Origin of the sequence: Pseudomonas sp. TWR2-1-1 (assembly GCF_049897045.1) — a bacterium.
GTDB lineage: Bacteria > Pseudomonadota > Gammaproteobacteria > Pseudomonadales > Pseudomonadaceae > Aquipseudomonas > Aquipseudomonas versuta.
Genome location: NZ_JAFCVM010000004.1, coordinates 270,025 through 292,161, shown reverse-complemented (window position 1 = coordinate 292,161; position 22,137 = coordinate 270,025). Strand labels below are relative to the sequence as shown.

The window sequence follows — 22,137 nt, the reverse complement described above, 5'->3', positions numbered from 1 at the left end:
ACAGGGGGGTGGTGGGGGGCTGTCAGCGTCTTGCAAAGGTGTCGGGCTGGGTTCCCGACACTCTGCGGCAATGAACCAGCGCATCACGAATCATGAAGTTCACCAGTGTCGGCGATACACCCAATTGCTTGGCGATGTCCTTTTGCTGCACCCCGTGCAGACGGTACATCTCGAATGCATAGCGCGTGCGATTCGGCAGTTCGGTCAACGCTACAGCGATGCGCTCCAGGGTCGAAAAGTTGATATGCGAGGTTTCCGGTGATGCGCCGTGAATGACCACATTCAAGCCTTCCTCTTCTGTGCCCGAATACTTCTGTTCGAGGGCCTGTTTGCGGTAATGGTCAATCGCCAGGTTGCGGACGATCTGAAACAAGTAACTCAGTTGCGCCTTGAATGAAGAAGTGATCTGCGGCGCTGACTGCAAGCGGAAGAAAGCATCCTGAACCACGTCTTCAGCCCTGGATCGGCAGCCGGTGATACGGGCTGCGATTTTGACCAGCGTCAGCCGATTATCTACAAAGGCTTGAAGTAAGGGTGAGTCGCACCTGCTTGTGGACACTTGTTCCGTCATGGAGATCACCTGCTGCAAATGAATGAGTGCAGCGGCTCGGGAGGCCGCGACACAGTTCGCAACAAACTAGGCTGAATGATAATTATTGTCAATTGAGAAAGAGAATTAATGGCGCGGTTGGCAGCGGATTGAGACATCGCTCACATCGCCCGTAAATGCCTCTAAAACGCCACTATTGGCCGGATTACTGGTCAGAATCAGCACCGTCCAGGCCTGTAGGAGCGAGCTTGCTCGCGAGCTGTTTGCTATTTCGCAAAGCTCGCTCCTACAGGCGTTCCGGGGTTATTTGGGACCGAGGATTTTTACCAGTTTGTCCGGCGAAGGTGCACCTTGCTGCTGTTGCAGGTTGCCTTGTTCGTCGAGGTAGAAAATCGCCGGGGTCGCTGACACATCGAGGTCGGTCATCAACTGTGCATTGGCGTCCAGCTTAGCCTGGACGTCAGCCGGGATCTTGGTCAGCGGCTTGAGCTTGCTGGCTTTGCCGGCCTGCTCATGTTCGTGCAGGGCTTGCTGAGGGTCTTTGGCAGCCAGCAATGCGGCAGATTTTGCCGGGCTGTCTTCGCGGATGATACCGACCATGATGTGGCGCAGTTGCACCTTGCCCGAATCAACCCATGGCCGGGCCTGTTCCCAGAACATGTTGCAGTACGGGCAGTTCGGGTCGCTGAACAGGTAAACAATGCGCGGTGCATCTTTTTTGCCGTCGGCAATCCAGTTGCTCTTTTCCATATTGGCCCAGACCTGCTTGGCCATCGGCTCGTACACCAGCTTTTGCAGCGGTGCCAGGCTCAGGTCGTTGCCGTTGGCGTCATACAAATTACCCACCAGTACGTTTTTGCCGTCGGGGGTCAGATACAGGGCCATGCCACGGTTCTGATACTGGGCGGCATAGCCACGCATGCCGCTGGGTGCATCGAAACTGCCAATGATTTTTGCGCCCTTGGCTTCAATCTTCTTGATCGGAGCCGGCCATTCTTCAGCGTGCAGCAGGGGCGATTGCAGCAGGGCGGCGCCCAGCAGGGTGGTTACGCTCAGGTTTAGCAGTTTGCGGTTAAACATTTTTGCAGATTCCTAGCAGGGTCGGCCTGGTGGGCCGACATTGAATTGTTCTGATCAAAGCTTTCCAGCGCGCGGGCCAGGCTGGCTTCGGACAGCTCGCCCAGGTGACTGCCCAGCAGGCGACCTTCAGGGCTGTAGAACAGGGTAGTCGGCAGGGCCATCGAGCCGACTTTTTGTGCCAGTTGGCCGCCGCTGTCGAACAGCACGTTGCTCAGGTTCAGACCCTGGGTCTCCAGGAAGGTGCTGACGCTCTGCATGCTTTCGCCCTGATTGACGAACAGGAAGGTGATGTCCTGATGGTGATGCTGTGCGTTTTGCAGCACCGGCATTTCCCGCCGGCACGGCGGGCACCAGGTGGCCCACAGGTTGATCACCAGAGGGCCGCCCTGGTAGCTGCTCAATTGCACCGACTCGCCACTGGCATTGCGCAGCACGATTTCCGGCATGCGTGTGCCTTGCTCGTAGAGGCTGGACGAGAACGTGGCCAGCAGCCAGAACGCCAGGCCAGTGCCCAGCCCCCAGCCCAGCGGGCGCCGCAGACCCGGGCGACGCCAGCCCCAGATCAGCGCGCCGACCACGACTGCCAGTAACCCCGGCCACAACACAAAACCACCGTCGCGCAGGTCGAGAATCTGCAGCAGGTCTTTCTGGAAGTAGCGCCAGTAGCTGATTACAAAGCCGATTCGGGCTACCAGCAAACCCAGCAAAAACAGGCTGAACAACGCTGACTCCGGGTTTTCGCCGCCGCGTTTGGCCACCCGCCACCCCACCAGCGTCGCCAGGGCGAGCGCCAGTATCAGCAGCAGGTGGTTGATGGCCAGGGCAAACGAACCAATGGTCAGGGTGAGCATTTAAAGGAGTTCCCGGGTGGCGTTCCAGTTATTCAAAAAGGTCTCGGCGTTGACTTCGCCGGTGATGCGTTGTGCGCGGCGCTCAACTGCGTCGGGACCGATCCAGATGAAACTGGGTGGCCCCGGCACTTGATAGCGGCCGAGCAATTCGCGGCTGGCGACATTATCGGCGGTCACGTCCAGACGCAACAGGCGCACACCTTGCAGGGCCTGCATCACCTGCGGTTTGGCAAACACCTGTTTCTCCATGACTTTGCATGACACACACCAGTCGGCGTAGTAATCCAGCAACACCCATTGCCCCTGCTCTTTGGCACTGGCCAGTTCGCGCTCCAGGCTGGCGGGGTCCTTGAGGGTGATAAAGGCATCATGGGCCGTGTTTGCGCTGCTGCTGGCGACTGTTTTGGCGGTATACACCTGTAACGGTTGCCACAGATCGGAGCCGCCCCCGGCGGCTCCCACCAGCAACAGGCCGCCCCACAGACCCGCCAGCAGGCTCAACGGGTTGAACAGGGTCCTGGCGCGCAGGAACGTCTGCGCCTGTTGCCACAGGCTGCATGCCACCAGAATCAGCAGCACGCCCCACAGTCCGAGCCACAGGGACTCGTCGAGCACCGGACGGACCAGCAGCAGGGCAGTGCCCAGGAACAGGAAGCCGAACAGGCCTTTCATCAGGTTCATCCAGGCCCCGGGCTTGGGCAGGAAGCGACTGCCCACGGTAACCAGCAGCAATAGCGGCACCCCGATGCCGAGCCCCATGACAAACAGCACCAGGCCGCCTTGCACGGCATTGCCGCTTTGCGCGATGTACAGCAGAGCGCCTGCCAGCGGGGCGGTCATGCACGGGCCGACCAGCAAACCGGAGAGCGCGCCAAGAATGCCCGCGCCCAGCAGGCTGCCACCTTTGCGTCCGCGCCCGGCGTTTTCCAGCCGGTCACGCAGCGATGCGGGCAGCTGCAATTCGAAGAAGCCAAACATGGGCAGCGACAACACGACAAACAGTGCGGCAAAACTGCCCAGCAACCAGGGCTGTTGCAGCAGTGCCTGCAAGTTGGCGCCCAGTAATGCGGCGAGTACGCCGAGCCCGGCATACACCAGCGCCATGCTGATGACATAACTGCCCGCCACCGCCAAACCGCGTCCGGCGCTGGCACCGCTGCCCACTACCAGTCCGGCCAGAATCGGCAGCATCGGCAACGAGCACGGGGTAAATGCCAGTAGCAGGCCCAGGCCGAAAAACAGCAATAAACTCCAGCCCAGCGAACGCTGTTGCAAGCTGGCGGCCAGGGACTGGTCCTGAGCCTGGCCTTGCGCTGCGACCGGCGCAGTGCCGCCCAGATCCAGGGTCTGGCTTTGCGGCGGGTAGCACAGGCCGGCATCGGCACAGCCTTGCCAGCTGACTTTGACCTGGCCGCTGGCACCTGCCGGAATCAGTAATTCAACGCTGTCCCGATACACCTGGGTTTCGCCAAAAAACTCGTCACTGTGCTCCAGCCCTTGAGGCAACGCAGGCTTGTGTGCCTCGTCCAGGCCGTCAAACTTGAAGCGTTTCTGGTACAGGTAATAGGTATCGGCAATCTTCCAGTGCAGGCGGGTTTCGCCGGATTGCAGGGCTTCAGAGCTGAACTCGAAGGCTTTATTGGCAGGCAGGAAGTCGGGCTGTGCAAAAGGATCACCCGTGCCCTTGGCTTGAGCCAGGCCGGCGAAACACACCAGCAACAAAGTCATCAACAAACGCATCTTTAAAACCTTAAGCAATCACAAGTGGCGCTACAGTGCTGGCAACCCATTAACTGATCATTAAACGCCGTACAGCCAGTTGACACACCATCGGCTCTTTGGCGGCATAATCGGCCCTTAATCCCGGCGCTTTTTAATCGGCCACATTTACGCGGGTATCAGCATGCATGTACTGGTTTGCGAAGACGACGAACTGATTGCCAGCGGCATTGTGGCCGGGCTCACGGCTCAAGGCCTGACGGTGGAACACGTCGGCACGGCCGCAGCGGCCAGGGCCATGCTCAAAGTGGCGGAGTTCGATGTGATGGTGCTCGATCTTGGCCTGCCGGATGAAGACGGCCTCAAGCTGTTGCAACAGTTGCGTCAGCAAGGCTTCGAACTGCCGGTACTGGTGCTAACCGCGCGCGACTCGGTGACGGACCGGGTCGATGGCCTGCAAGCCGGAGCCGATGATTACCTGCTTAAACCCTTTGATCTGCGCGAGCTCGCAGCCCGTTTGCACACCCTGTTACGCCGGGTGGCCGGGCGCAGCGTCAATCTGATCGAGCATGGTCAGCTGAGCTATGACCCCAGCAGCCGCGTGACCCTGCTTGCCGGTCAGCCGGTGGACCTGTCGCGTCGCGAGCAGGCGCTGTTGCAAGCCTTGCTGCACAACCGCGGCCGGGTCCTGTCCAGCGAGCAACTCAAGGACAGCATCTATGGCTTTGGCGACGAACTGGAGAGCAATGCCTTGAACGTGCATATCCATCACCTGCGCCGAAAGCTGGGCAATGGCATCGTTGAAACCGTTCGTGGTCTGGGCTATCGCCTGGGCCCGGCCGATGGTGTCGGGCAGCCATGATGAGCATGCGACTGCGTTTGAGCCTGACCATCGGCTCGGCGTTTGTGCTGGTCTGGGCCTTGGCCGCAGCCTGGATGCTCAGCGATCTGCGCCAGCAAATGATGTTCTCCCTTGATCAACGGCTGGTGGCTTCGGCGCGGATGGTGGCCGGTCTGCTGGAGCAGTTGCCGCAATTGCCGGTCAAGGGCGAGGGGACCCATTTCAGTGCCGAACAGCTGACCATCCCAGGCGGCATGGCCTGCCAGGTCAGTTCTTTGCGCGGGGAGATTCTGGCCCGCAGTCACAACAATCCGGACCAGCCGATGCAGTCCGCGGCGGCCGGTTTTCATGATCAGACCATTGATGGCGCCACCTGGCGCACCTTCACCCTGGATCGCGGCGATGTGCGGATCACCACCGCGGACCGCCAGGTTGAACGCGAAGCGCTGAACCTCTCGGTATTGCTCGCGGCTTCGGTGCCGGTGGGCATGGCGTTGATGGTGTGCCTGCTGCTGTTGTGGCTGGGCATCGGCCAGGGGCTGGCGCCACTGCAGCGCATGCGTGCCGCCCTGATGCGGCGCGATGCCGATTCGCTGCAACCCTTGCAGATAGAACCGCTGCCCAGCGAACTGAAACCGCTGCTCGACTCCCAGAACCAGTTATTTGAACGCATCGCCAAAGCCATTGAGCGTGAGCGGCGCCTCACAGGTGATGCCGCCCATGAACTGCGCAGCCCCCTGACGGCGATCAAAACCCACCTGCAGGTGGCGCGCATGACCGATGGCGCCGCGCGTGAGCAGTCCCTGGCCCACGCTGAAACCGCGGCTGACCGCTTGCATCGCACTCTCGAACAGTTGCTGTTGCTGGCGCGGGTGGAGGGCAGCCTGTCCTTCGATGACGGCGTGCAGTGTTCGGCCGAGCAAGTGGCACGGCTGGCGATCCATGATGCGGCGAGTGGCGCGGCTGAGCGCATTGACCTGCAACTGCCTGAAGGGCTGCCGGGCACTGCACTGCAAGTGCCTTCGGTACTGGCGATTGCCGCACTGCGCAATTTGCTGGATAACGCCCTGCGCCATACCCCGGCTGATACCCAGGTTGAATTGTCGCTGCGGGTTGAAGGCCCTTACGTGCATTTTGTGGTGCGCGACCACGGCCCGGGCATCCCGCCAGAAACCCTGCAGCACATGACCCAGCGCTTCTGGCGCAATGGCAACAGTAATGGCTGTGGCCTGGGCCTGGCCATCGTGCAAGCGATAGTCGAGCGTTGTGGCGGCGACCTGAGTTTTGATAGTCGGGCCGACGGTTTGCGGGTTGAACTGCGGATGCCATTGCAAACCGCGTGAAGTGTCTATGGGCGCTGGCTTCCCAGCGATACTGGCGCCTCGGACTATCTGAACGTGCCAGTTAACCCCATCGCTGGCAAGCCAGCTCCCACACGGTAAGGGGCTGGCTTTTTTTCAACGGTTTTATTGATCTGAATCTTGTCGCTCAGCGATTTTTCTGGAACGATCCCCCCCTCCAATAAACACCCGCAACAGCGCTTTAACAGGCGCTTGCGCAGTATTTTCGGCGCTGCCAAAGCGTGCTGTTTTCCCTTTTTCCTGGCCGATAAACGCCGCGTTTATCCGGTTTGCGGACCCCGTAAAAGACCAAGAACTCAAGGTAGAAAAAAATGAAGGATTCAACGCTTGATCACCGACCTGACGGGGAAGAACCAGAGCTCAAACGCAGTCTGTCCAATCGTCACATTCAACTGATCGCCATTGGCGGAGCCATCGGTACGGGCCTGTTCATGGGCTCGGGCAAAACTATCAGCCTAGCGGGTCCCTCGATCATCTTTGTCTACATGATCATCGGTTTCATGCTGTTTTTCGTCATGCGCGCCATGGGCGAATTGCTTTTATCCAACCTCAATTACAAGTCTTTCATAGATTTTTCAGCTGACCTGCTGGGCCCCAGGGCCGGCTACTTTACCGGCTGGACATACTGGTTTTGCTGGATCGTGACAGGCATTGCCGATGTCATCGCCATCTCCGGCTACACCCAGTTCTGGTTCCCCGACATCCCCTTGTGGTTGCCTGCAATTGCTTGTGTGGCCTTGCTGCTGTCGCTGAATCTGATCACGGTGAAAATGTTCGGTGAGCTGGAGTTCTGGTTCGCCATGATCAAAATCGTGGCCATTTGCGCGCTGGTCTGTACCGGCCTCTACATGGTGGTTACCGCTTTTCAGTCGCCGAACGGCAACACGGCTTCGGTGGCCAACCTGTGGAATGACGGCGGCATGTTCCCCCATGGCTTGATGGGCTTCTTCGCCGGCTTTCAAATTGCTGTCTTTGCCTTTGTCGGCATTGAGCTGGTAGGCACAACCGCTGCCGAAACCAAGAACCCGGAACGCAATTTGCCACGGGCGATCAATTCAATCCCGCTGCGCATCATCATGTTTTATGTGTTCGCGTTGATTGCGATCCTGGCCGTTACTCCATGGCGCGATGTAGTCGCCAACAAAAGCCCCTTCGTCGAACTCTTCATGCTTGCCGGTCTGCCGGCTGCCGCAGGCATCATCAACTTTGTGGTACTGACCTCTGCGGCCTCGTCGGCCAACAGCGGCGTGTTCTCCACCAGCCGGATGCTGTTCGGCCTGGCACTGGAGGGCGAAGCGCCGCGCAAGTTCAAGATACTTTCCCGGCGCGCAGTGCCCTCCAACGGCCTGATCTTTTCTTGCATCTGTCTGTTGGCGGGTGCGCTGGTGATCTATCTGGTGCCGAACCTGATGGATGCATTCACCCTGATCACCACTGTCTCGGCGACCCTGTTCATGTTTGTGTGGACGATGATCCTGCTGTCCTACCTGGCGTATCGCAAAAAAAGTGATCACCTGCACCAGGCATCGCACTACAAAATGCCGGGTGGCAAGGTCATGGTCTGGGTTTGCTTGACCTTCTTTGTCTTCATCCTGGTATTGCTTGCCCTGGAGGACGATACCCGTCAGGCGCTGTACCTGGTGCCGGTCTGGTTCGTGGTGCTGGGCCTGGCCTATCGTTCAGTACGCCGCAACAAGATGTTGGCCCACGACCGCTAACGTGTAGTCGCTGACGAGGAACGAGGCTGCGATCGGCTGCGCAGCAGTCGTAAAAATGAGTGCTCAGGTTTTACGGGCTTTGCCCGATCGCAGCCTCGCTCCTTGGCAGCGACTACAAGGGTTACGTAGCCGTGGTCAGCACTTTCACAATCGCGTCGACAGTGCTTTGCAGTGCCGTCACCGGGTCGGCGCCATCGGCGCTGACTACCACCAGTTCGCTGCCGCCTTCAGTCACCGCTGCCTGCAACGCTGCGCACGGTGGGCGATGATCCAGCACCAAGGCTACGTCATTGTCCTTCAGGGTCTGGCTCAAGGCCTTTAGTGCCTGGGGCGTCCATGGTTCATCGCCTTGGTGCTGTACCTCGACCCGCTCCAGGTTCAGGCCGCCGGTCAAGTAATCCAGTCGGTCCGACAAGCTCACCACCGTCAGGTTGTCAGCCCCGGCTAGCCTGGCCTCGCTGTCAGCACTGAGTTTGAGCAGGCGCTGCTTGAGGTTGGCCAGGTTGGCTTCAATCTGCGTTTTGGCGGACGGAGCCAGGCGCACCAGGTCCGCCGCAATCACGTCAGCCATGCGCCCCATATTGTTACTGGCCAGCCAGGGCTGGCTGTTCAGCCCGTCGGGGTGATTGCCCGGCTGTAGCGCGATGCCCGGCAAGCTGCCGTCCACCGGGCGCGCGGCGTCGACTTCGACGATACGGATATTGCTGCGCCGCGCCATCGGGTAGAGCGGGTCGCCGCGCCACACCGAGCGCAGACCGATCACCGCATCGGCATTGACCGCCAGCTGGTGCAGGGCCGGTGCGCCGCGACCACTGAAGTAAGCACTTTGCCGACTGCCGGGCAGATTGGCTGCGACGGCCCGCTCCAGAGTGATGTTGCTGTCTTTAACCAGCAACTGGCCCAGGCCGTAAGTAATCGGCAGGCTGGCGAGGATTCGCAGCGGTGCGCCGCCAGCCGTGTCGGCCGCCTGCAGCGGGGTGCTGAGCAGGCCGGTGATGGCCAGTGCCAGAGTCAGTTTGCGTAGAGTAAACATTTATCCAATATTCCCTTTCAGGCTGGGTACCACGCCACGGGCGATGGCTGCGAGGGCGAAAGCGATACCGGCCACCAGAATGATTGCCGCGCCGGACGGAATGGGCAGGTCGAACACGATAGGCAGCAAGATTCCGCACAACGTGCTGACCGTTGCGATCAATACCGAAATCCAGAAAAAGCCTTTGAGCGACTGGCTGAGCAAGCGTGCCGCCGCCGCCGGAATCACCAGCAGGGCGCCCACCAGAATGGCTCCGATCACCTTGACCGCCGCTACGGTAATCAGGGTCACCAGAATCACGAACAGGTAGTCCAGGGTCTTGACCGCGACCCCGCGCACGGCAGCCAGTTGCGGGTTGAAGCTGGCGAGCATGATGCGGTTGTACAGCGGCAGACTCAGGCCAAGCACCAGTGCGCCGACAATCGCCAGTACCAGCAGGTCGTTTCCGTTGACCGTCAATACTGAGCCGAACAGTACGTTTTCGAGGATGTGCACGTTGATCTTGCCCGCCAGAATCAGCAGCAGGCTGGCGCCCAGTGCCAACGACACCGAGAGGAACACGCCGATCAGGGTGTCCGGGGCCAGGCCCGTTCGGTTGCGCAGGTAATTGAGTGAAATGCCGAACAACAGGCAATAGCCGAACAGGCTGCCATAAGGGCCGGTGTAGGGTTCGCCGAGCAAAATGCCGATGGCCACGCCCGTCAACGCGGCATGCCCGACGGCTTCGGAGAAAAAGGCAAAACGCTTGACCACCACCAGGGTGCCCAGGCCGCCCAGCACCGGGCCGATCAGTAACCCGGCAAGCACCGCGTTGACCACAAAGCCATAAGCCAGGATTTCCGGCAGGTAGCCGGCCGAGGCCCAGCCCTGGACCATCAGACGGAACGCTTCATAGCTCATCAGGCAACACTCCCGCGAGTCTTGGGATGGGTCGAAAACAGATTCAGCAACCGCTCCGGGCTGAGGGTTTGCTCTGGCGGGCCGTCGAACAACACCTGGCGATTGAGCCCGGTGACGCGTTCGGCCAGACGCTTGACGGCGGCCAGGTCGTGTTCGATCCAGACCACCGTCACTGCGCTCGCGTGCCAGTGCGCCAGCAAGCGTTCAAATACCTGGGCCCCGGCTTCATCCAGCGCCGACATTGGCTCATCCAGAACCAGCAATTGCGCAGCCGGAATCAAGCCCTGGGCCAGCAACACGCGCTGGCGCTCACCGCCCGACAACGCGCCCATGCGCCGCTTGCGCTTGTCCTGCATGCCCACCCGTTCCAGCGCCTCGCCAATGGCCGGGGCGACCTTGCGCGACAGCCCCATAAAGGCCGGGCGGCGTTGGCACATGGCAGCCATAAAGTCGTCGACGGTCATCGGCAGGCCGCGATCAAACTCCAGGGCCTGGGGCACGTAGCCGATCACCCCCGGCTCTGCGGGCCAGTTCAGGCACAGACGACCCTGATGCGGCATTTGCCCCAGCAGGGTTTTGATCAGCGAGCTTTTGCCGCCGCCGTTGGGGCCGACCAGTGCATGCACGCTACCGGGGCGAATGCTGAAACTGACGTGGTCGAGAATCAGGGTGCGGCCCAGTGTCAGGGACACTTGATCAAACTCGACTCCGGGCCCTGTGGCCGAAACGCTCAGGTGTTCAGCGGCGCTCATGCTCCGGCCTCCTGAATGGCCCTGACCACGGTGTCGAGGTTGCCGGTCATTTCCTTTTCATACTTGTCGGCGCTGTAGTCGCCATATGAAATGTGCGACAGCGGGTACAGCTTGACTCCGGACTCGCGCTCAATGGTGTCGACATAACTGGACGGGAAATCCATCTCGGAGAAGATCACTTTCACGTCCAGTTCCCGCAGTTGATCGATGGTTTTCTTCAACTGGCTGGGGCTTGGCTCGATGCCGTGCGCCGGCTCGACCACGGCGGTGACTTCGAGACCGAACTCGCGCAGCAGGTAGTCATATGCGGCGTGGACCGTGGCCACCCGCAAGTCCGCGTTGGGTGCTTGGGTGAGTTTGGCCAGTGCGTCGGCGCGCATCTGGCGCAGGCGTTTGCCGTAGGCGCGGGCATTGGCGGTGTAGGTTTTGGCGTTGGCCGGGTCGAGCTTGCCCAGTTCGCGGGCGATGTTATTGACCTGGGCAATCGAGGCGCTGATCGAGAGGAAGGTATGGGGGTTGACCACTTTGCCCGCACCCCGGGCGGCGTTGCCGGTTGCAGCCAGCAGCGGCACGTTCTGGTTGGCCTCGATGACCGCGATCTGCGGTTTTTCGCTGGCTTCAATCATGCGGTCGGCAAAGTCGTCATGCCCCACGCCATTGAGCACGATCACGTCCAGCGTGCCGATGCGCTTGATGTCTTCGGCGCGGGGCTCGTAGGCATGGGGGTTAAAACCGGAGGGAATCAGCGGCACCACTTCGGCCTTGTCGCCGACGATATTGGCCACGTAGCTGTAGTAAGGGTGCAGGGTGATGCCGATGCGCAGCGGCTTGGCCAGCGGGGCGTCGGCAAATGCCAGAGGGGCCAGGCAAAACGCCAACAGGCCGGCCAGCAGCAGGCTGCGGCGGCGCAATACAGATGAAATGGACATGACGAGCCTCAGGTAAAACGGTGGGTTCAATGCCGATGCTGGCGTGTGACGCCGGCATCGAATTGCGCGATCACTTGCTGCCAGCCATCGCTGTTCAGGGCGCTATCGCTGAAGTCGGCCGGGGCGCTGGCGCCCGGATTGCGGTTGAGCCACACATCCGGCTGCGCGCCGATACGCATCAGGAACGAGCCCGCCACCTCAGGGGCCGCGCTGATGCCCAGATAGGCCTGGCCCTCCAGCAATTGCCAGGCGTGGCTGCCACGGCTGACGGAGCTGGCATCGATGGCAAAAGGTGCAAAGCCTTCGTCGGCCAGGTGCGCTGGCAGGGGCAAGGCGCCGGACTCTTCCTTGAGCAGCAGGATCTCGTCCAGCGTCACTCGCAGGTCGGCGTAGAGGCCTTGTTCGGCGGCGTTCAGATCGCGCCGTGCATCCAGCTGGTGGGCGGCCACTGAAGTCACTTCCTGTGACTCATGACGCCAGGCCACCACGGATCCGGCGACGGCCAGAATCAGCAGGCACAACAGCAACACGTACAGCGTTTCATGCCCGGCACCGGCGGGGCGTACGACTTGAGTGGTCATGGGGCCTCGATGTCGGCTTGATCGATTTCAACGATGTGACCGGGGCCGGCGTCGAACAGCACGTAAAATTCGGCATCAGGGCGCTTGAACGTCATGCTTGAGTCCGCCCCCAGCTTGCCCGGTACCAGGATGGTTTCGTCGTAGCCGATCACGTCCAGGGTGACCCCCGGGGCGCCGCTGCCATCGGAAAACCCGCCGGTACAGCGGATTTGCCCGTCTTCGACGCTCTTGCACTCGCACATCGGGTTGTGGGCCAGGGCCTGACCGCTCAGGCCCAGTAACGCCATCAACCCTGCGGCCATGACCGGATGTTTGAACAGTCGCGAATTCATTGTTTAGCACCTCGTTGGGCCAGCCAGGCCACGGTGGCCGGTGAAGCCTGACTCAGGGGAATGGACGCCTGATGCATCGAGCCGTCCCACCCTTCAAGGGTGATCCACAGTTCGGCGTCGGCTTTGGTGCGCTCCGGGATCGGCAGCGTGGCGCCCATGCGATACGGCGTACCGAAAAAAATCACCCCGGCGGCCCGCAGGCTGCGTGGCTTGCCAATGCGCAGGTAAGCGGCCTTGACCTGATCGATGGAGCTGTCGCTCAGCGCCGCGTTAAAGCTCTTCATGTAGCCTGCCGGGCCATCCGGTCGCGGGCCTTCGTTGCGCAGTTCAGCCAGTTGCAGGCTCCACGGCCCGACCTGCACCGTGCCCACGTCGCGCTCGCCCAGCCCGCTGTCACCGCGGAACAGCGACGCATCGGCAAAGTACTTGGGCATAAACCCCAGCGGCACCAACAGCAGCAGGATGTTTATGTGAAAGCGCCATTTGTGCCACAGCCGGCTCAGGGTGGAAGGGGGCTGTGCAGTCACTGCCTTGCTCATGCATTGGCCTCTGCAGGTTGTTTTTTACGGGGGCTGGTGGCCAGGCTTGCTGCCGGGCGCGCGGATTTATGGCTGCGTTTAAGGGCGTTGGCGGTGGCCAGTGCGGTACGTTTGGTCCAGATCAGCAGGCCGCTCAATACCATCATGCTCAGGACCAGGCCGAAGAAGAACCAGATCAGCTTGACCCACAAGCCGCCGAAGTCGCCGGTGTGCAGCGGGCGCATCGACTCGGTCACCAGCTCCAGGCCGGAGCGGTCGGCGATCATCCGCGAGCCTTCAATCGCGCCGTTGTACGGGTTGATTTCGGCGGTCTGGAACAGCAGCGGGTACCAGCCCGGGCCGCCCACTTCGATGTGGCCGTAGGCATTGCCGGGCAGGCTGACGAAGCTGGCTTCGAGGCCGGGAATCTTCTCGGCGGCAATCTTCACTGCCTGGTCGAGGCTGATCTGCGGCGCGGGCTGACCGTTGGCCATGATCGGCACATCCTGGCGCGCCACTACCGGCGGGATGCCTTCTGTGGAGATTGAAATCTGGTTATCAAACATAAAGGCCTGAATCAGAAACCACAGGCCGGTGATGGAAATAACCGCAATAAACCAGATCGACCAGATGCCGCACAGGCGATGGAAGTCGCCCCAGAAAATCCGCGCCCCGTGCTTGAGGCGCAGGTTGGGTTTGAAAAAGCCTTTCCAGAATTTCTTGTAGACCACCAGCCCGGTCACCAGCGACGCCAGCAGTGGCAAGCCCAGGAACGACACCAGATACCAGCCCCAGCTGTAGCCATTGGTAAACGGCACCAGCCACCAGCCGTGCAGGGCGCGGGTGAATTGCTTGAAGTTAAAGCTCGGGCTTTCACCCTGTATGGCCCCGGTGTACGGGTTGATATAGAGCGAAGGCGAGCGCCCGTCGGGGTAAACCACATCGGCGACCAGCGCAAAATGCGACTCGTCGGGGCGGCTGATCGACTGCACCGCCAGTTTGGGTTCGGCTGTGTGAATCGCGCTGAGCACCTGCTCATAAGTGAGCAGCGGCGCGTCATCCGACGGTTGGGTGGCGCGGGCTTGAGGGGTGGCCAGCCACACAATCTCCTGGCTGACCACGGCCAGGGTTCCGGTGACACAGACAATCAGCACAAAAAACCAGATGGGCAGCGTTAGCCAACTGTGGACCAGGAACCAGAGCTTTGAACGGGACTTTTTGGACATGGGGAACGGCAAACTCGCGGCTGAGCGGGTGTGTAATCGCCATTGAGAAGCGATTGCTTATCCATGTAGGACGGATGAGACGCGCAAAACCCGAAGCCGGAGTTGTAATAAAGTATTTCTGTGGTCTGTCCCCTCCGTAGGAGCGAGCTTTCTCGCGAGCTTTCCAAATGCCAACAAAGAGCTCGCGAGCAAGCTCGCTCCTACAGGTGTTTGGGGGGTTAATCCAGGGAGCGTCCGAGTTTCCAGTAACCCATCAAGGTCAGGGCCTTGCGATCCAGCCCGCATTCATTAATGAAAAACCGCCGGATCGTCATCACTGCTGCCGATTCACCGGCGACCCAGGCATAAAACTCGCTCTGTTTGGCGCTGGCCCGTTCCCACAGGAGCTGGCGGGTCAGATCGGGCTCTTCGAGTTCGTCTCCGGGTTTTATTCTGATCAGCGGCAGGCTCGCGAGCTCGCGGGCGGCCAGGGTCATGCCGTCGCCGTGCTGCTTGCCCAGGCTGGCGCGGGGCAGCCAGTGAACTTTGGCGCTATGACCACAGACCAGGGGCAGGCAGTCCGATTCCTGGGGGACTTCGATAAAGGCTTGCACCCTGTGCGGGTCCGGGTGCCGGGCGAGTTGTTCGAGAATTGCGGCAATGGCCGGCAGGGCGGTTTCGTCGCCGATCAACAGCACCTGGCGCACGCCGTCTGGTGGCAGCCACTCATAGCCGCCAGGGTCGGCATCAAACGCAGCATCGGGGGCCACGATTTGCAGGCGGTCGCCCGGTTTGGCGTGGGCGGCCCAGCGAGACGCGGGGCCGGTTTCACCGTGCAGCACAAAGTCGATGTCCAGCTCGCAGGTTTGTGGGCGCAGATTGCGAATGGTGTAGGTGCGCATGGGTACTGAGAGGTCGGGACTCAAGTTGCGCCGTGCTGCTTGCCAGTCGCCTTGCTTGGGCAGATTGGGGGCAGTGCCATTGGCTGCGGGGAAGAACAGTTTGACTCGCTGATCCGGCCCCAGTGTGCGCATCAACCCCACGTCACTGCCGCTGAACACAAAGCGCATCAGTGACGGGCTCAAGGCAATGCTGTGCTTGAGCCGGATATTGAACAGCTGGTAACCGGCCGGTTTACTGGGTTGTTTGCCCAGGGCTTGCACCAGCGTGGTGGCGACGGACATGGCAGCACCTAAATAAGCAGGAGTCATTAGATAGAACGACGCGTGCTGCGCTTAATTTACAGGCTGTTGCCTGCATCGCGGGCAAGCCAGCGATGAGGAGGGCTGTTCAAGCCCCGAAGGCGAGTTGTGCGATCAGCCAGATGTTGGCGCAACTGATCACGGCAAACAGGAACCAGGCCAGCAGTCGTGTCGGCAGGCGGTTGGCGAACGGGCCCATGAGTTTGCGGTCGCCGGTCATGCGGATCAGCGGGTATAGGGCAAAGGGCAACTGCAGGCTGAGTACCACCTGGCTGAGGATCAGCAGTTTGCCCACCGCATCGTCACCCATCAGCCAGACGCCGAGAAACGCCGGGATCAGCGCCAGGCCACGGGTGATCAAACGGCGCTGCCAGCAGGGAATCCGCAAGTCCAGATACCCTTCCATGATCACCTGGCCGGCGATGGTGCCGGTGAAGGTCGAGCTTTGCCCGGAGGCCAGCAACGCCACGCCGAACAGGATGCTGGCCATGGCGCCGCCCACCAGCGGGTCGAGCATGCGGTAGGCGTCCTGGATCTCGACCACGTCGCTGTGGCCGGTTTGGTGAAAGGCCGCTGCGGCCAGGATCAGAATCGCGGCGTTGACCAGCAGCGCCAGCGCCAGTGAACCGATGGTGTCGATGCGCGACAGGCGCACGGCGTCCAGTTTGCTGGCGTAGTCGGTGCCCGTCAGACGGGTTTGGACGATGGAGCTGTGCAGGTACAGGTTGTGTGGCATGACGGTGGCGCCAATGATGCCTATCGCTATGTACAGCGGTGCTGCCTCACTGATCGCCGACAGCGACGGTTTGAAGCCTTCGAAAACGTCCGGCCAGTAAGGTTTGATCAGCACCAGTTCGACAAAAAAGCACACGCCGATGGTCATCACCAGGACCAGCATGATTGCCTCCAGGCGGCGGAAGCCTTTGCCTTGCAGGGCCAGGATCAACAGGGTGTCGAAGGCGGTGAGGGCGATGCCGAAGGTCATCGAACAGCCCAGCAGCAAATGGAAGGCCAGTGCACAGCCAAGCACTTCCGCCAGATCGGTGGCGATGATTGAAATTTCTGCCAGTACCCACTGGGCCCGTGCCGAGCGCTTGCTGTAGCGTTCGCGGCACAGTTGCGCGAGGTCGCGGCCGGTGGCGATGCCCAGCCGTGAACACAGGCATTGCACCGCCATGCCTGCAAGGCTGGCCAGCAGCACCACGAACAGCAAGTTGTAGCCGTAACGCGAGCCGGCTTCGATGGCGGTGGCCCAGTTGCCCGGGTCCATGTAGCCGATGCTGATCAGCAGCCCGGGGCCGGCAAAGCGCAATACGCGTTTCCAGAACGGCGCCCTGGCATCGACGGCAACACTGCCGCTGACCTCGGGAGGGCAGAAGGGCGCAGTGGCGATTTTCGGCAGGCTGAATTTCAAGCGCGGGATCCGTTGTCAGGGTTAAAGAGGCGCGGGCAAGCTCACGGGTGTCAGGACCGGTTGCCCGGAAAAATATGCCACCAGGTTGTTCACCACCATCTGCACGGTTCCTTGGGCGGCCTCTGGCGATTGGCCGCCCATGTGCGGGGTCATCACCACGTTGCCGAGGGTTTTAAGAGCGTCAGGGACCTGGGGTTCGTGATCGAATACATCGAGACCGGCGCCGGCGATCCGGCCGCTGGCGAGTGCTGCGATCAGGGCGTCGGTGTCTATGACGCTGCCGCGCGAGATATTGATCACGTAGCCATGTGGCCCCAGGGCATCGAGCACCGGGCCGTTGACCAGATGCCGGGTGTCGCTGCCGCCCGGGGTGGCCACGATCAGGAAGTCCACGGCGCCGGCCAGTTCGACGACGCTGGCGCACCAGGTATGGGGTGTGTCGGGCAGGGGCTGGCGTTTGTGGTAGCTGATGCTCATGTCAAAGCCGTTGGCCGCGCGTTTGGCGATGGCTTGCCCTACGGCGCCCAGGCCCAGGATCCCCATGCGCTTGCCGGCCAGGGACGGCAGGCGCAGTTTGTTCCATTCGCCGCGACGGATACCGGCATCGGCCTGGGGAATGCCACGCACCAGTGACAGCAGGAGCGCCATGGCGTGGTCGGCCACCGACGAGGCATTGGCCCCGGCGCCGTTGGTTACGGTGATCCCGCGGTTGCTGGCGGCCTGCAAGTCCACTTGCTCATAGCCTGCGCCGATCACGCAGATGATCTTGAGCAAGGGCAGGGCGGCCATCTCTTCGCCAGTCAAACCCAGGGGGCCGCGGGTTAATACCGCATCGATTCGCTGGCCGTGGCTGGCAATCGCTTCGGCACGACTGGCGGCCGTGGGTGCCAGGATCAGCACAAAACCTTCGCGCTCAAGCAATGGCAGGTAATCGTTAACCGTTTCAACCAGCACCAGCACAACGCGGGACATAGACGTCTCCAGTCCAGGGGGATCGGGAATGGGCCGAGATTAGCACCCCTGCTGGATGTTTTTCCCTGTATCAATTCGATACAAAGGCTCTATTGACGCTTTTTTCAGCCCTGCGGGATCACGGGTCGGTCCTGTGCTGGAGCCAAGCACGGTCGGCCTGTTACCATTCGCCCTTTGTTTTATCTCCACTTCGAGACCGCCCATGACCACCGTTCGCACGCGCATCGCGCCATCGCCTACCGGCGACCCCCACGTCGGCACCGCTTACATCGCTTTGTTCAACTACTGCTTTGCCAAGCAGCATGGCGGCGAGTTCATCCTGCGGATCGAAGATACCGACCAGTTGCGTTCGACCCGCGAGTCCGAGCAACAGATCTACGACGCCTTGCGCTGGCTGGGTATCACCTGGAGCGAAGGCCCGGATGTGGGTGGCCCGCACGGTCCTTACCGGCAGAGCGAGCGCAGCGAGATTTACCAGAAGTACACCCAGCAACTGGTCGATATGGGCCATGCTTTTCCATGCTTCTGCACCAGCGAAGAACTGGACCAGATGCGCGCCGAGCAAATGGCCAAGGGTGAAACCCCGCGCTACGACGGTCGTGCGTTGCTGTTGTCCAAAGAAGAAGTTGCCCGTCGCCTGGCTGCCGGCGAGCCGCACGTTATCCGCATGAAAGTGCCTACTGAAGGTGTGTGCGTTGTTCCGGATCTGCTGCGCGGTGACGTCGAGATCCCGTGGGATCGCATGGACATGCAGGTACTGATGAAGACCGACGGTTTGCCGACGTACTTCCTGGCGAACGTGGTCGACGATCACCTGATGGGCATCACCCACGTGTTGCGCGGTGAGGAATGGCTGCCATCGGCTCCCAAGCTGATCCTGCTGTACGAGTACTTTGGCTGGGAGCAACCGCAGCTGTGCTACATGCCGCTGCTGCGCAACCCGGACAAGAGCAAGCTGTCCAAGCGCAAGAACCCGACTTCGGTGACGTTCTACGAGCGCATGGGCTTCATGCCTGAAGCAATGCTCAACTACCTGGGCCGTATGGGCTGGTCGATGCCGGACGAGCGCGAGAAGTTCTCGTTGCAGGAAATGGTTGATAACTTCGATCTGTCCCGCGTTTCACTGGGCGGGCCGATCTTTGATGTCGAGAAGCTGTCCTGGCTCAACGGTCAGTGGTTGCGTGATCTGCCGCTGGAAGAGTTCGCCAGCCGCGTTCAGCAGTGGGCGTTGAATCCTGAATACATGATGAAGATCGCGCCGCTGGTTCAGGGCCGTGTCGAAACCTTTAGCCAGATCGCCCCATTGGCCGGCTTCTTCTTCGCCGGTGGTTTGCAGCTGGATGCCAAGCTGTTTGAGCACAAGAAGCTGTCCAACGAACAGGTGCGCCAATTGATGCAGCTGATTCTGTGGAAGCTCGAAAGCCTGCGTCAGTGGGAGAAGGACCCGATCACTGCCTGTATCCAGACGGTGGTTGAGTCCCTGGGGCTGAAACTGCGCGATGCCATGCCGCTGATGTTTGCTTCGATCACGGGCCAGGCCAGCTCTGTGTCGGTGCTCGATGCCATGGAAATTCTGGGCCCGGACCTGACTCGCTTCCGTCTGCGTCAGGCGCTGGACCTGCTGGGTGGTGTGTCGAAGAAAGAAAACAAAGAGTGGGAAAAGCTGTTTAACGCGATTGGCTGATCCAGACTGATACTCCCGTAGCAGCTGCCGAAGGCTGTGTCCGGCGACATGGTCGTCGTAATGTCAGAACCATCGGTTTTTGTATGAAACCGTATGTTCAGCAATTACGATCGCTTCGCAATCGGACGCAGCCTGTGGCAGCTGCTACGGGGGTTGCGCCAACAAGATCCCGTGTTTTCGGGGGCAGAAGGGTAAGTGGTTGTTCTCACGGCAAATTTTTTTAAAAAAGTTTGAAAATAAGTTTGACAGCCTACCCATCCAGTCTTAATATGCGCCCCGTCCACACAGCAACACGTAACAGTGACTGTCTGGGGCTATAGCTCAGCTGGGAGAGCGCCTGCATGGCATGCAGGAGGTCAACGGTTCGATCCCGTTTAGCTCCACCAAATTTACAGTTCAATGCCTGGCCACACCGGCATTGAATCGATCAGCACTCAGCGCTGGTCAGTGTTAGAAGGTTTGTGTCCCCTTCGTCTAGTGGCCTAGGACACCGCCCTTTCACGGCGGTAACAGGGGTTCGAGTCCCCTAGGGGACGCCAGTTTTACAGAAGCATCACGCAAGTGTTGCTCCGCCGCCAGGCGATAAATCGGGGCTATAGCTCAGCTGGGAGAGCGCCTGCATGGCATGCAGGAGGTCAACGGTTCGATCCCGTTTAGCTCCACCAATTTACAGTTCAAGGTCTGGCCACACGGTCCTTGAATCGATCATTGCTCAGCAGTGATCACTGTTAGAAGGGTTTGTGTCCCCTTCGTCTAGTGGCCTAGGACACCGCCCTTTCACGGCGGTAACAGGGGTTCGAGTCCCCTAGGGGACGCCACGATTACCCGCTCTGCGGGATTTATAAGGGTCATTCGGTTATTGAATGGCCCTTTTGTTTGTCTGCGATTTGGCAATCCTCCGATCTTTTCCCTTTGCCTATATCTGCTCGCGCCTTTGCGAAGACCGGGTGCGTTACACTGCGGCCTTCATTCGAGTTCGGGGAGGCAAGGCATGAGTTGGGATTTGGCAACGCCATTCATCATTGATCTGCAGGTGCAGGCCGAAGACATTGACGGGTTTGGTCATGCCAATAACGCAGCTTATGTGGTGTGGCTTGAGCGTTGTGCCTGGCGGCATTCGCAGCGCCTCGGGCTGGACCTGACGGCCTATCGCCGCCTCGATCGGGCCATGGCTGTGGCTCGCCATGAAATCGATTATCTGGCCAGTGCCTATGAAGGCGATGAACTGCAACTGGCGACCTGGATTGTCGATTGTGACAAGCGCCTGCGCATGACCCGGCACTTTCAGCTGGTACGCCCCTGTGATGGCGTGACGTTGCTGCGTGCGCAAACCACCTTTGTCTGCATCGAATTGTCTACTGGCAAGGCCAAGCGCCTGCCGCCCGAGTTCCTGGAAGGTTATGGCCCGGCTGTCGTAACGGCCTGACAAGGGGGCCTGCCTGATATCGGTTGGCCCTGGAACCCCGTAAACTGCCGCACGTTTTTTATGAGAGTCACCCATGCAAATTGCTTTGGCGCCGATGGAGGGGTTGGTCGACAACATCCTGCGTGATGTTCTGACCCGCACCGGCGGTATTGATTGGTGCGTGACCGAATTTATTCGGGTCACCGAACGTGTATTGCCAGAGGCGTACTTCCACAAGTTCGCCCCTGAACTCCAGCATGGCGCCAAAACCCGTGCCGGTGTGCCGTTGCGCGTGCAGTTGCTGGGCTCTGATCCGGCTTGCCTGGCGGATAACGCGGCATTGGCCTGTGAGCTGGGCTCAGGGGTGATTGACCTCAATTTTGGTTGCCCGGCCAAAACCGTGAACAAGTCCCGGGGCGGGGCTGTGTTGCTCAAAGAGCCCGAATTGCTGCATGCGATCTTGTTGCAGGTGCGGCGCACCGTGCCGGCGCATATCCCGGTTACGGCCAAGATGCGGCTGGGTTTTGACACGCCCGACAGTGCCAATGAGTGTGCGATTGCCCTTGCCGAAGGGGGCGCCAGCCAGATCGTGGTGCATGCCCGGACCAAGATGGACGGCTACAAGCCGCCTGCGCACTGGGAATACATCGCCCAGGTGCAAGACGCGGTCAAGGTGCCGGTGTTTGCCAATGGCGATATCTGGTCGGTTGAAGACTGGCGCCGTTGCCGCGAAATCAGTGGGGCTGAAGACATCATGCTCGGTCGCGGGCTGGTGTCGCGTCCTGACCTGGCCCGGCAGATTGCCGCTGCAAAAGCCGGTGAAGAAGTGGTCGAAATGACCTGGTCCGACCTGCAGCCCATGATCCGCGACTTTTGGGCCCAGGCAGAAGCTCAACTGACCCCGCGTTCGGCCCCGGGACGGCTCAAGCAATGGCTGGCCATGCTGACCCGCAACTACCCTGAAGCCATGGTGCTGTTCAATGCCATGCGCCGCGAAACCGATTGTGAAAAGGTCAGGCATCTGGTCAATAACCCGCCTTCGGACGCCGCCTGAAACGGGCAAAAAAAAATTCAAAAAAAACTCTTGAAA

Annotated in this window: 21 protein-coding genes and 4 tRNA genes; 10 read left to right on the top strand and 15 right to left on the bottom strand. The window is 60.5% G+C overall.

Annotated features, from left to right (window positions below; genetic code table 11):
- Positions 1–22: 22 nt before the first annotated feature.
- From ACP7BO_RS12535 to dsbD, 4 genes are all read right to left on the bottom strand, one after another.
- Positions 23–571, bottom strand: coding sequence for an RNA polymerase factor sigma-70 (locus ACP7BO_RS12535; RefSeq protein ID WP_060691460.1), 549 nt, complete (start codon positions 569–571; stop codon positions 23–25).
- A gap of 282 nt (positions 572–853) precedes the next feature.
- Positions 854–1,630: a thiol:disulfide interchange protein DsbG gene (gene dsbG / locus ACP7BO_RS12530; protein ID WP_397456255.1), complete on the bottom strand. Its 777-nt coding sequence runs from the start codon at positions 1,628–1,630 to the stop codon at positions 854–856.
- A complete protein-coding gene (locus tag ACP7BO_RS12525; RefSeq protein WP_426210705.1) occupies positions 1,609–2,481 on the bottom strand; it encodes a prolipoprotein diacylglyceryl transferase family protein in 873 nt (290 codons plus the stop codon). The genes dsbG and ACP7BO_RS12525 overlap by 22 nt, the downstream gene beginning before the upstream one ends.
- Complete coding sequence (dsbD, locus tag ACP7BO_RS12520; protein ID WP_426210703.1) at positions 2,482–4,221, bottom strand: protein-disulfide reductase DsbD; 1,740 nt, start codon at positions 4,219–4,221, stop codon at positions 2,482–2,484.
- Positions 4,222–4,384: 163 nt separating this feature from the next.
- Here dsbD and ACP7BO_RS12515 point away from each other — a divergent pair, with 163 nt between their 5' ends.
- The 3 genes from ACP7BO_RS12515 to cycA all read left to right on the top strand — a co-directional run bounded on the left by ACP7BO_RS12515 (position 4,385) and on the right by cycA (position 8,120).
- Positions 4,385–5,062, top strand: a complete 678-nt coding sequence (locus tag ACP7BO_RS12515) for a response regulator (protein WP_003447260.1) — start codon at positions 4,385–4,387, stop codon at positions 5,060–5,062.
- Positions 5,059–6,384 (top strand): ATP-binding protein, encoded by a 1,326-nt coding sequence (locus ACP7BO_RS12510; protein ID WP_397456258.1) that lies wholly within the window; start codon positions 5,059–5,061, stop codon positions 6,382–6,384. The genes ACP7BO_RS12515 and ACP7BO_RS12510 overlap by 4 nt, the downstream gene beginning before the upstream one ends.
- 329 nt (positions 6,385–6,713) lie before the next feature.
- A complete protein-coding gene (gene cycA, locus ACP7BO_RS12505; RefSeq protein ID WP_426210700.1) occupies positions 6,714–8,120 on the top strand; it encodes a D-serine/D-alanine/glycine transporter in 1,407 nt (468 codons plus the stop codon).
- Positions 8,121–8,241: 121 nt separating this feature from the next.
- Here cycA and ACP7BO_RS12500 read toward each other — a convergent pair whose 3' ends face one another.
- The 11 genes from ACP7BO_RS12500 to ACP7BO_RS12450 form a co-directional block, all read right to left on the bottom strand.
- Positions 8,242–9,153 carry a metal ABC transporter solute-binding protein, Zn/Mn family gene (locus ACP7BO_RS12500; RefSeq protein WP_426210698.1) on the bottom strand — a complete coding sequence of 304 codons (912 nt, stop codon included), beginning with the start codon at positions 9,151–9,153 and terminating at the stop codon, positions 8,242–8,244.
- Positions 9,154–10,053 (bottom strand): metal ABC transporter permease, encoded by a 900-nt coding sequence (locus ACP7BO_RS12495; RefSeq protein ID WP_397456263.1) that lies wholly within the window; start codon positions 10,051–10,053, stop codon positions 9,154–9,156.
- Positions 10,053–10,805 (bottom strand): metal ABC transporter ATP-binding protein, encoded by a 753-nt coding sequence (locus tag ACP7BO_RS12490; RefSeq protein WP_397456265.1) that lies wholly within the window; start codon positions 10,803–10,805, stop codon positions 10,053–10,055. Before ACP7BO_RS12490 ends, ACP7BO_RS12495 begins: the two co-directional genes overlap by 1 nt.
- The gene (locus tag ACP7BO_RS12485; RefSeq protein ID WP_426210696.1) at positions 10,802–11,734 is read right to left on the bottom strand and encodes a metal ABC transporter substrate-binding protein; all 933 of its coding nucleotides are present in this window, start codon (positions 11,732–11,734) and stop codon (positions 10,802–10,804) included. Before ACP7BO_RS12485 ends, ACP7BO_RS12490 begins: the two co-directional genes overlap by 4 nt.
- 26 nt (positions 11,735–11,760) lie before the next feature.
- Positions 11,761–12,315, bottom strand: a complete 555-nt coding sequence (locus ACP7BO_RS12480) for a DUF6162 family protein (protein ID WP_426210694.1) — start codon at positions 12,313–12,315, stop codon at positions 11,761–11,763.
- Positions 12,312–12,617, bottom strand: coding sequence for a hypothetical protein (locus tag ACP7BO_RS12475; protein WP_397457209.1), 306 nt, complete (start codon positions 12,615–12,617; stop codon positions 12,312–12,314). Before ACP7BO_RS12475 ends, ACP7BO_RS12480 begins: the two co-directional genes overlap by 4 nt.
- A gap of 26 nt (positions 12,618–12,643) precedes the next feature.
- The gene (locus ACP7BO_RS12470; protein ID WP_397456271.1) at positions 12,644–13,186 is read right to left on the bottom strand and encodes a thiamine pyrophosphate-binding protein; all 543 of its coding nucleotides are present in this window, start codon (positions 13,184–13,186) and stop codon (positions 12,644–12,646) included.
- Entirely contained in the window at positions 13,183–14,391 is a 1,209-nt protein-coding gene (locus ACP7BO_RS12465) for a PepSY-associated TM helix domain-containing protein (RefSeq protein ID WP_397456273.1), read from the bottom strand. The genes ACP7BO_RS12470 and ACP7BO_RS12465 overlap by 4 nt, the downstream gene beginning before the upstream one ends.
- 218 nt (positions 14,392–14,609) lie before the next feature.
- Positions 14,610–15,554 carry a siderophore-interacting protein gene (locus tag ACP7BO_RS12460; RefSeq protein ID WP_426210691.1) on the bottom strand — a complete coding sequence of 315 codons (945 nt, stop codon included), beginning with the start codon at positions 15,552–15,554 and terminating at the stop codon, positions 14,610–14,612.
- A 106-nt stretch (positions 15,555–15,660) separates the two neighbouring features.
- Positions 15,661–16,986: an Nramp family divalent metal transporter gene (locus ACP7BO_RS12455; RefSeq protein WP_397456275.1), complete on the bottom strand. Its 1,326-nt coding sequence runs from the start codon at positions 16,984–16,986 to the stop codon at positions 15,661–15,663.
- A gap of 21 nt (positions 16,987–17,007) precedes the next feature.
- Complete coding sequence (locus tag ACP7BO_RS12450) at positions 17,008–17,958, bottom strand: 2-hydroxyacid dehydrogenase (protein WP_426210689.1); 951 nt, start codon at positions 17,956–17,958, stop codon at positions 17,008–17,010.
- A gap of 202 nt (positions 17,959–18,160) precedes the next feature.
- Here ACP7BO_RS12450 and gltX point away from each other — a divergent pair, with 202 nt between their 5' ends.
- From gltX to ACP7BO_RS12415, 7 genes are all read left to right on the top strand, one after another.
- Positions 18,161–19,642, top strand: coding sequence for a glutamate--tRNA ligase (gene gltX / locus ACP7BO_RS12445; RefSeq protein WP_060691477.1), 1,482 nt, complete (start codon positions 18,161–18,163; stop codon positions 19,640–19,642).
- A gap of 310 nt (positions 19,643–19,952) precedes the next feature.
- A tRNA-Ala gene (locus tag ACP7BO_RS12440) sits at positions 19,953–20,028 on the top strand.
- 77 nt (positions 20,029–20,105) lie between these two features.
- Positions 20,106–20,181 (top strand) — tRNA-Glu (locus ACP7BO_RS12435).
- A 50-nt stretch (positions 20,182–20,231) separates the two neighbouring features.
- Positions 20,232–20,307, top strand: a tRNA-Ala gene (locus ACP7BO_RS12430).
- Between the two features lie 77 nt (positions 20,308–20,384).
- Positions 20,385–20,460: transfer RNA gene (locus ACP7BO_RS12425), tRNA-Glu, on the top strand.
- A gap of 173 nt (positions 20,461–20,633) precedes the next feature.
- Positions 20,634–21,068 (top strand): acyl-CoA thioesterase, encoded by a 435-nt coding sequence (locus ACP7BO_RS12420; protein WP_060691478.1) that lies wholly within the window; start codon positions 20,634–20,636, stop codon positions 21,066–21,068.
- A 73-nt stretch (positions 21,069–21,141) separates the two neighbouring features.
- Positions 21,142–22,101, top strand: coding sequence for a tRNA dihydrouridine synthase (locus tag ACP7BO_RS12415; RefSeq protein ID WP_397456279.1), 960 nt, complete (start codon positions 21,142–21,144; stop codon positions 22,099–22,101).
- The last annotated feature ends 36 nt before the right edge of the window (positions 22,102–22,137 follow it).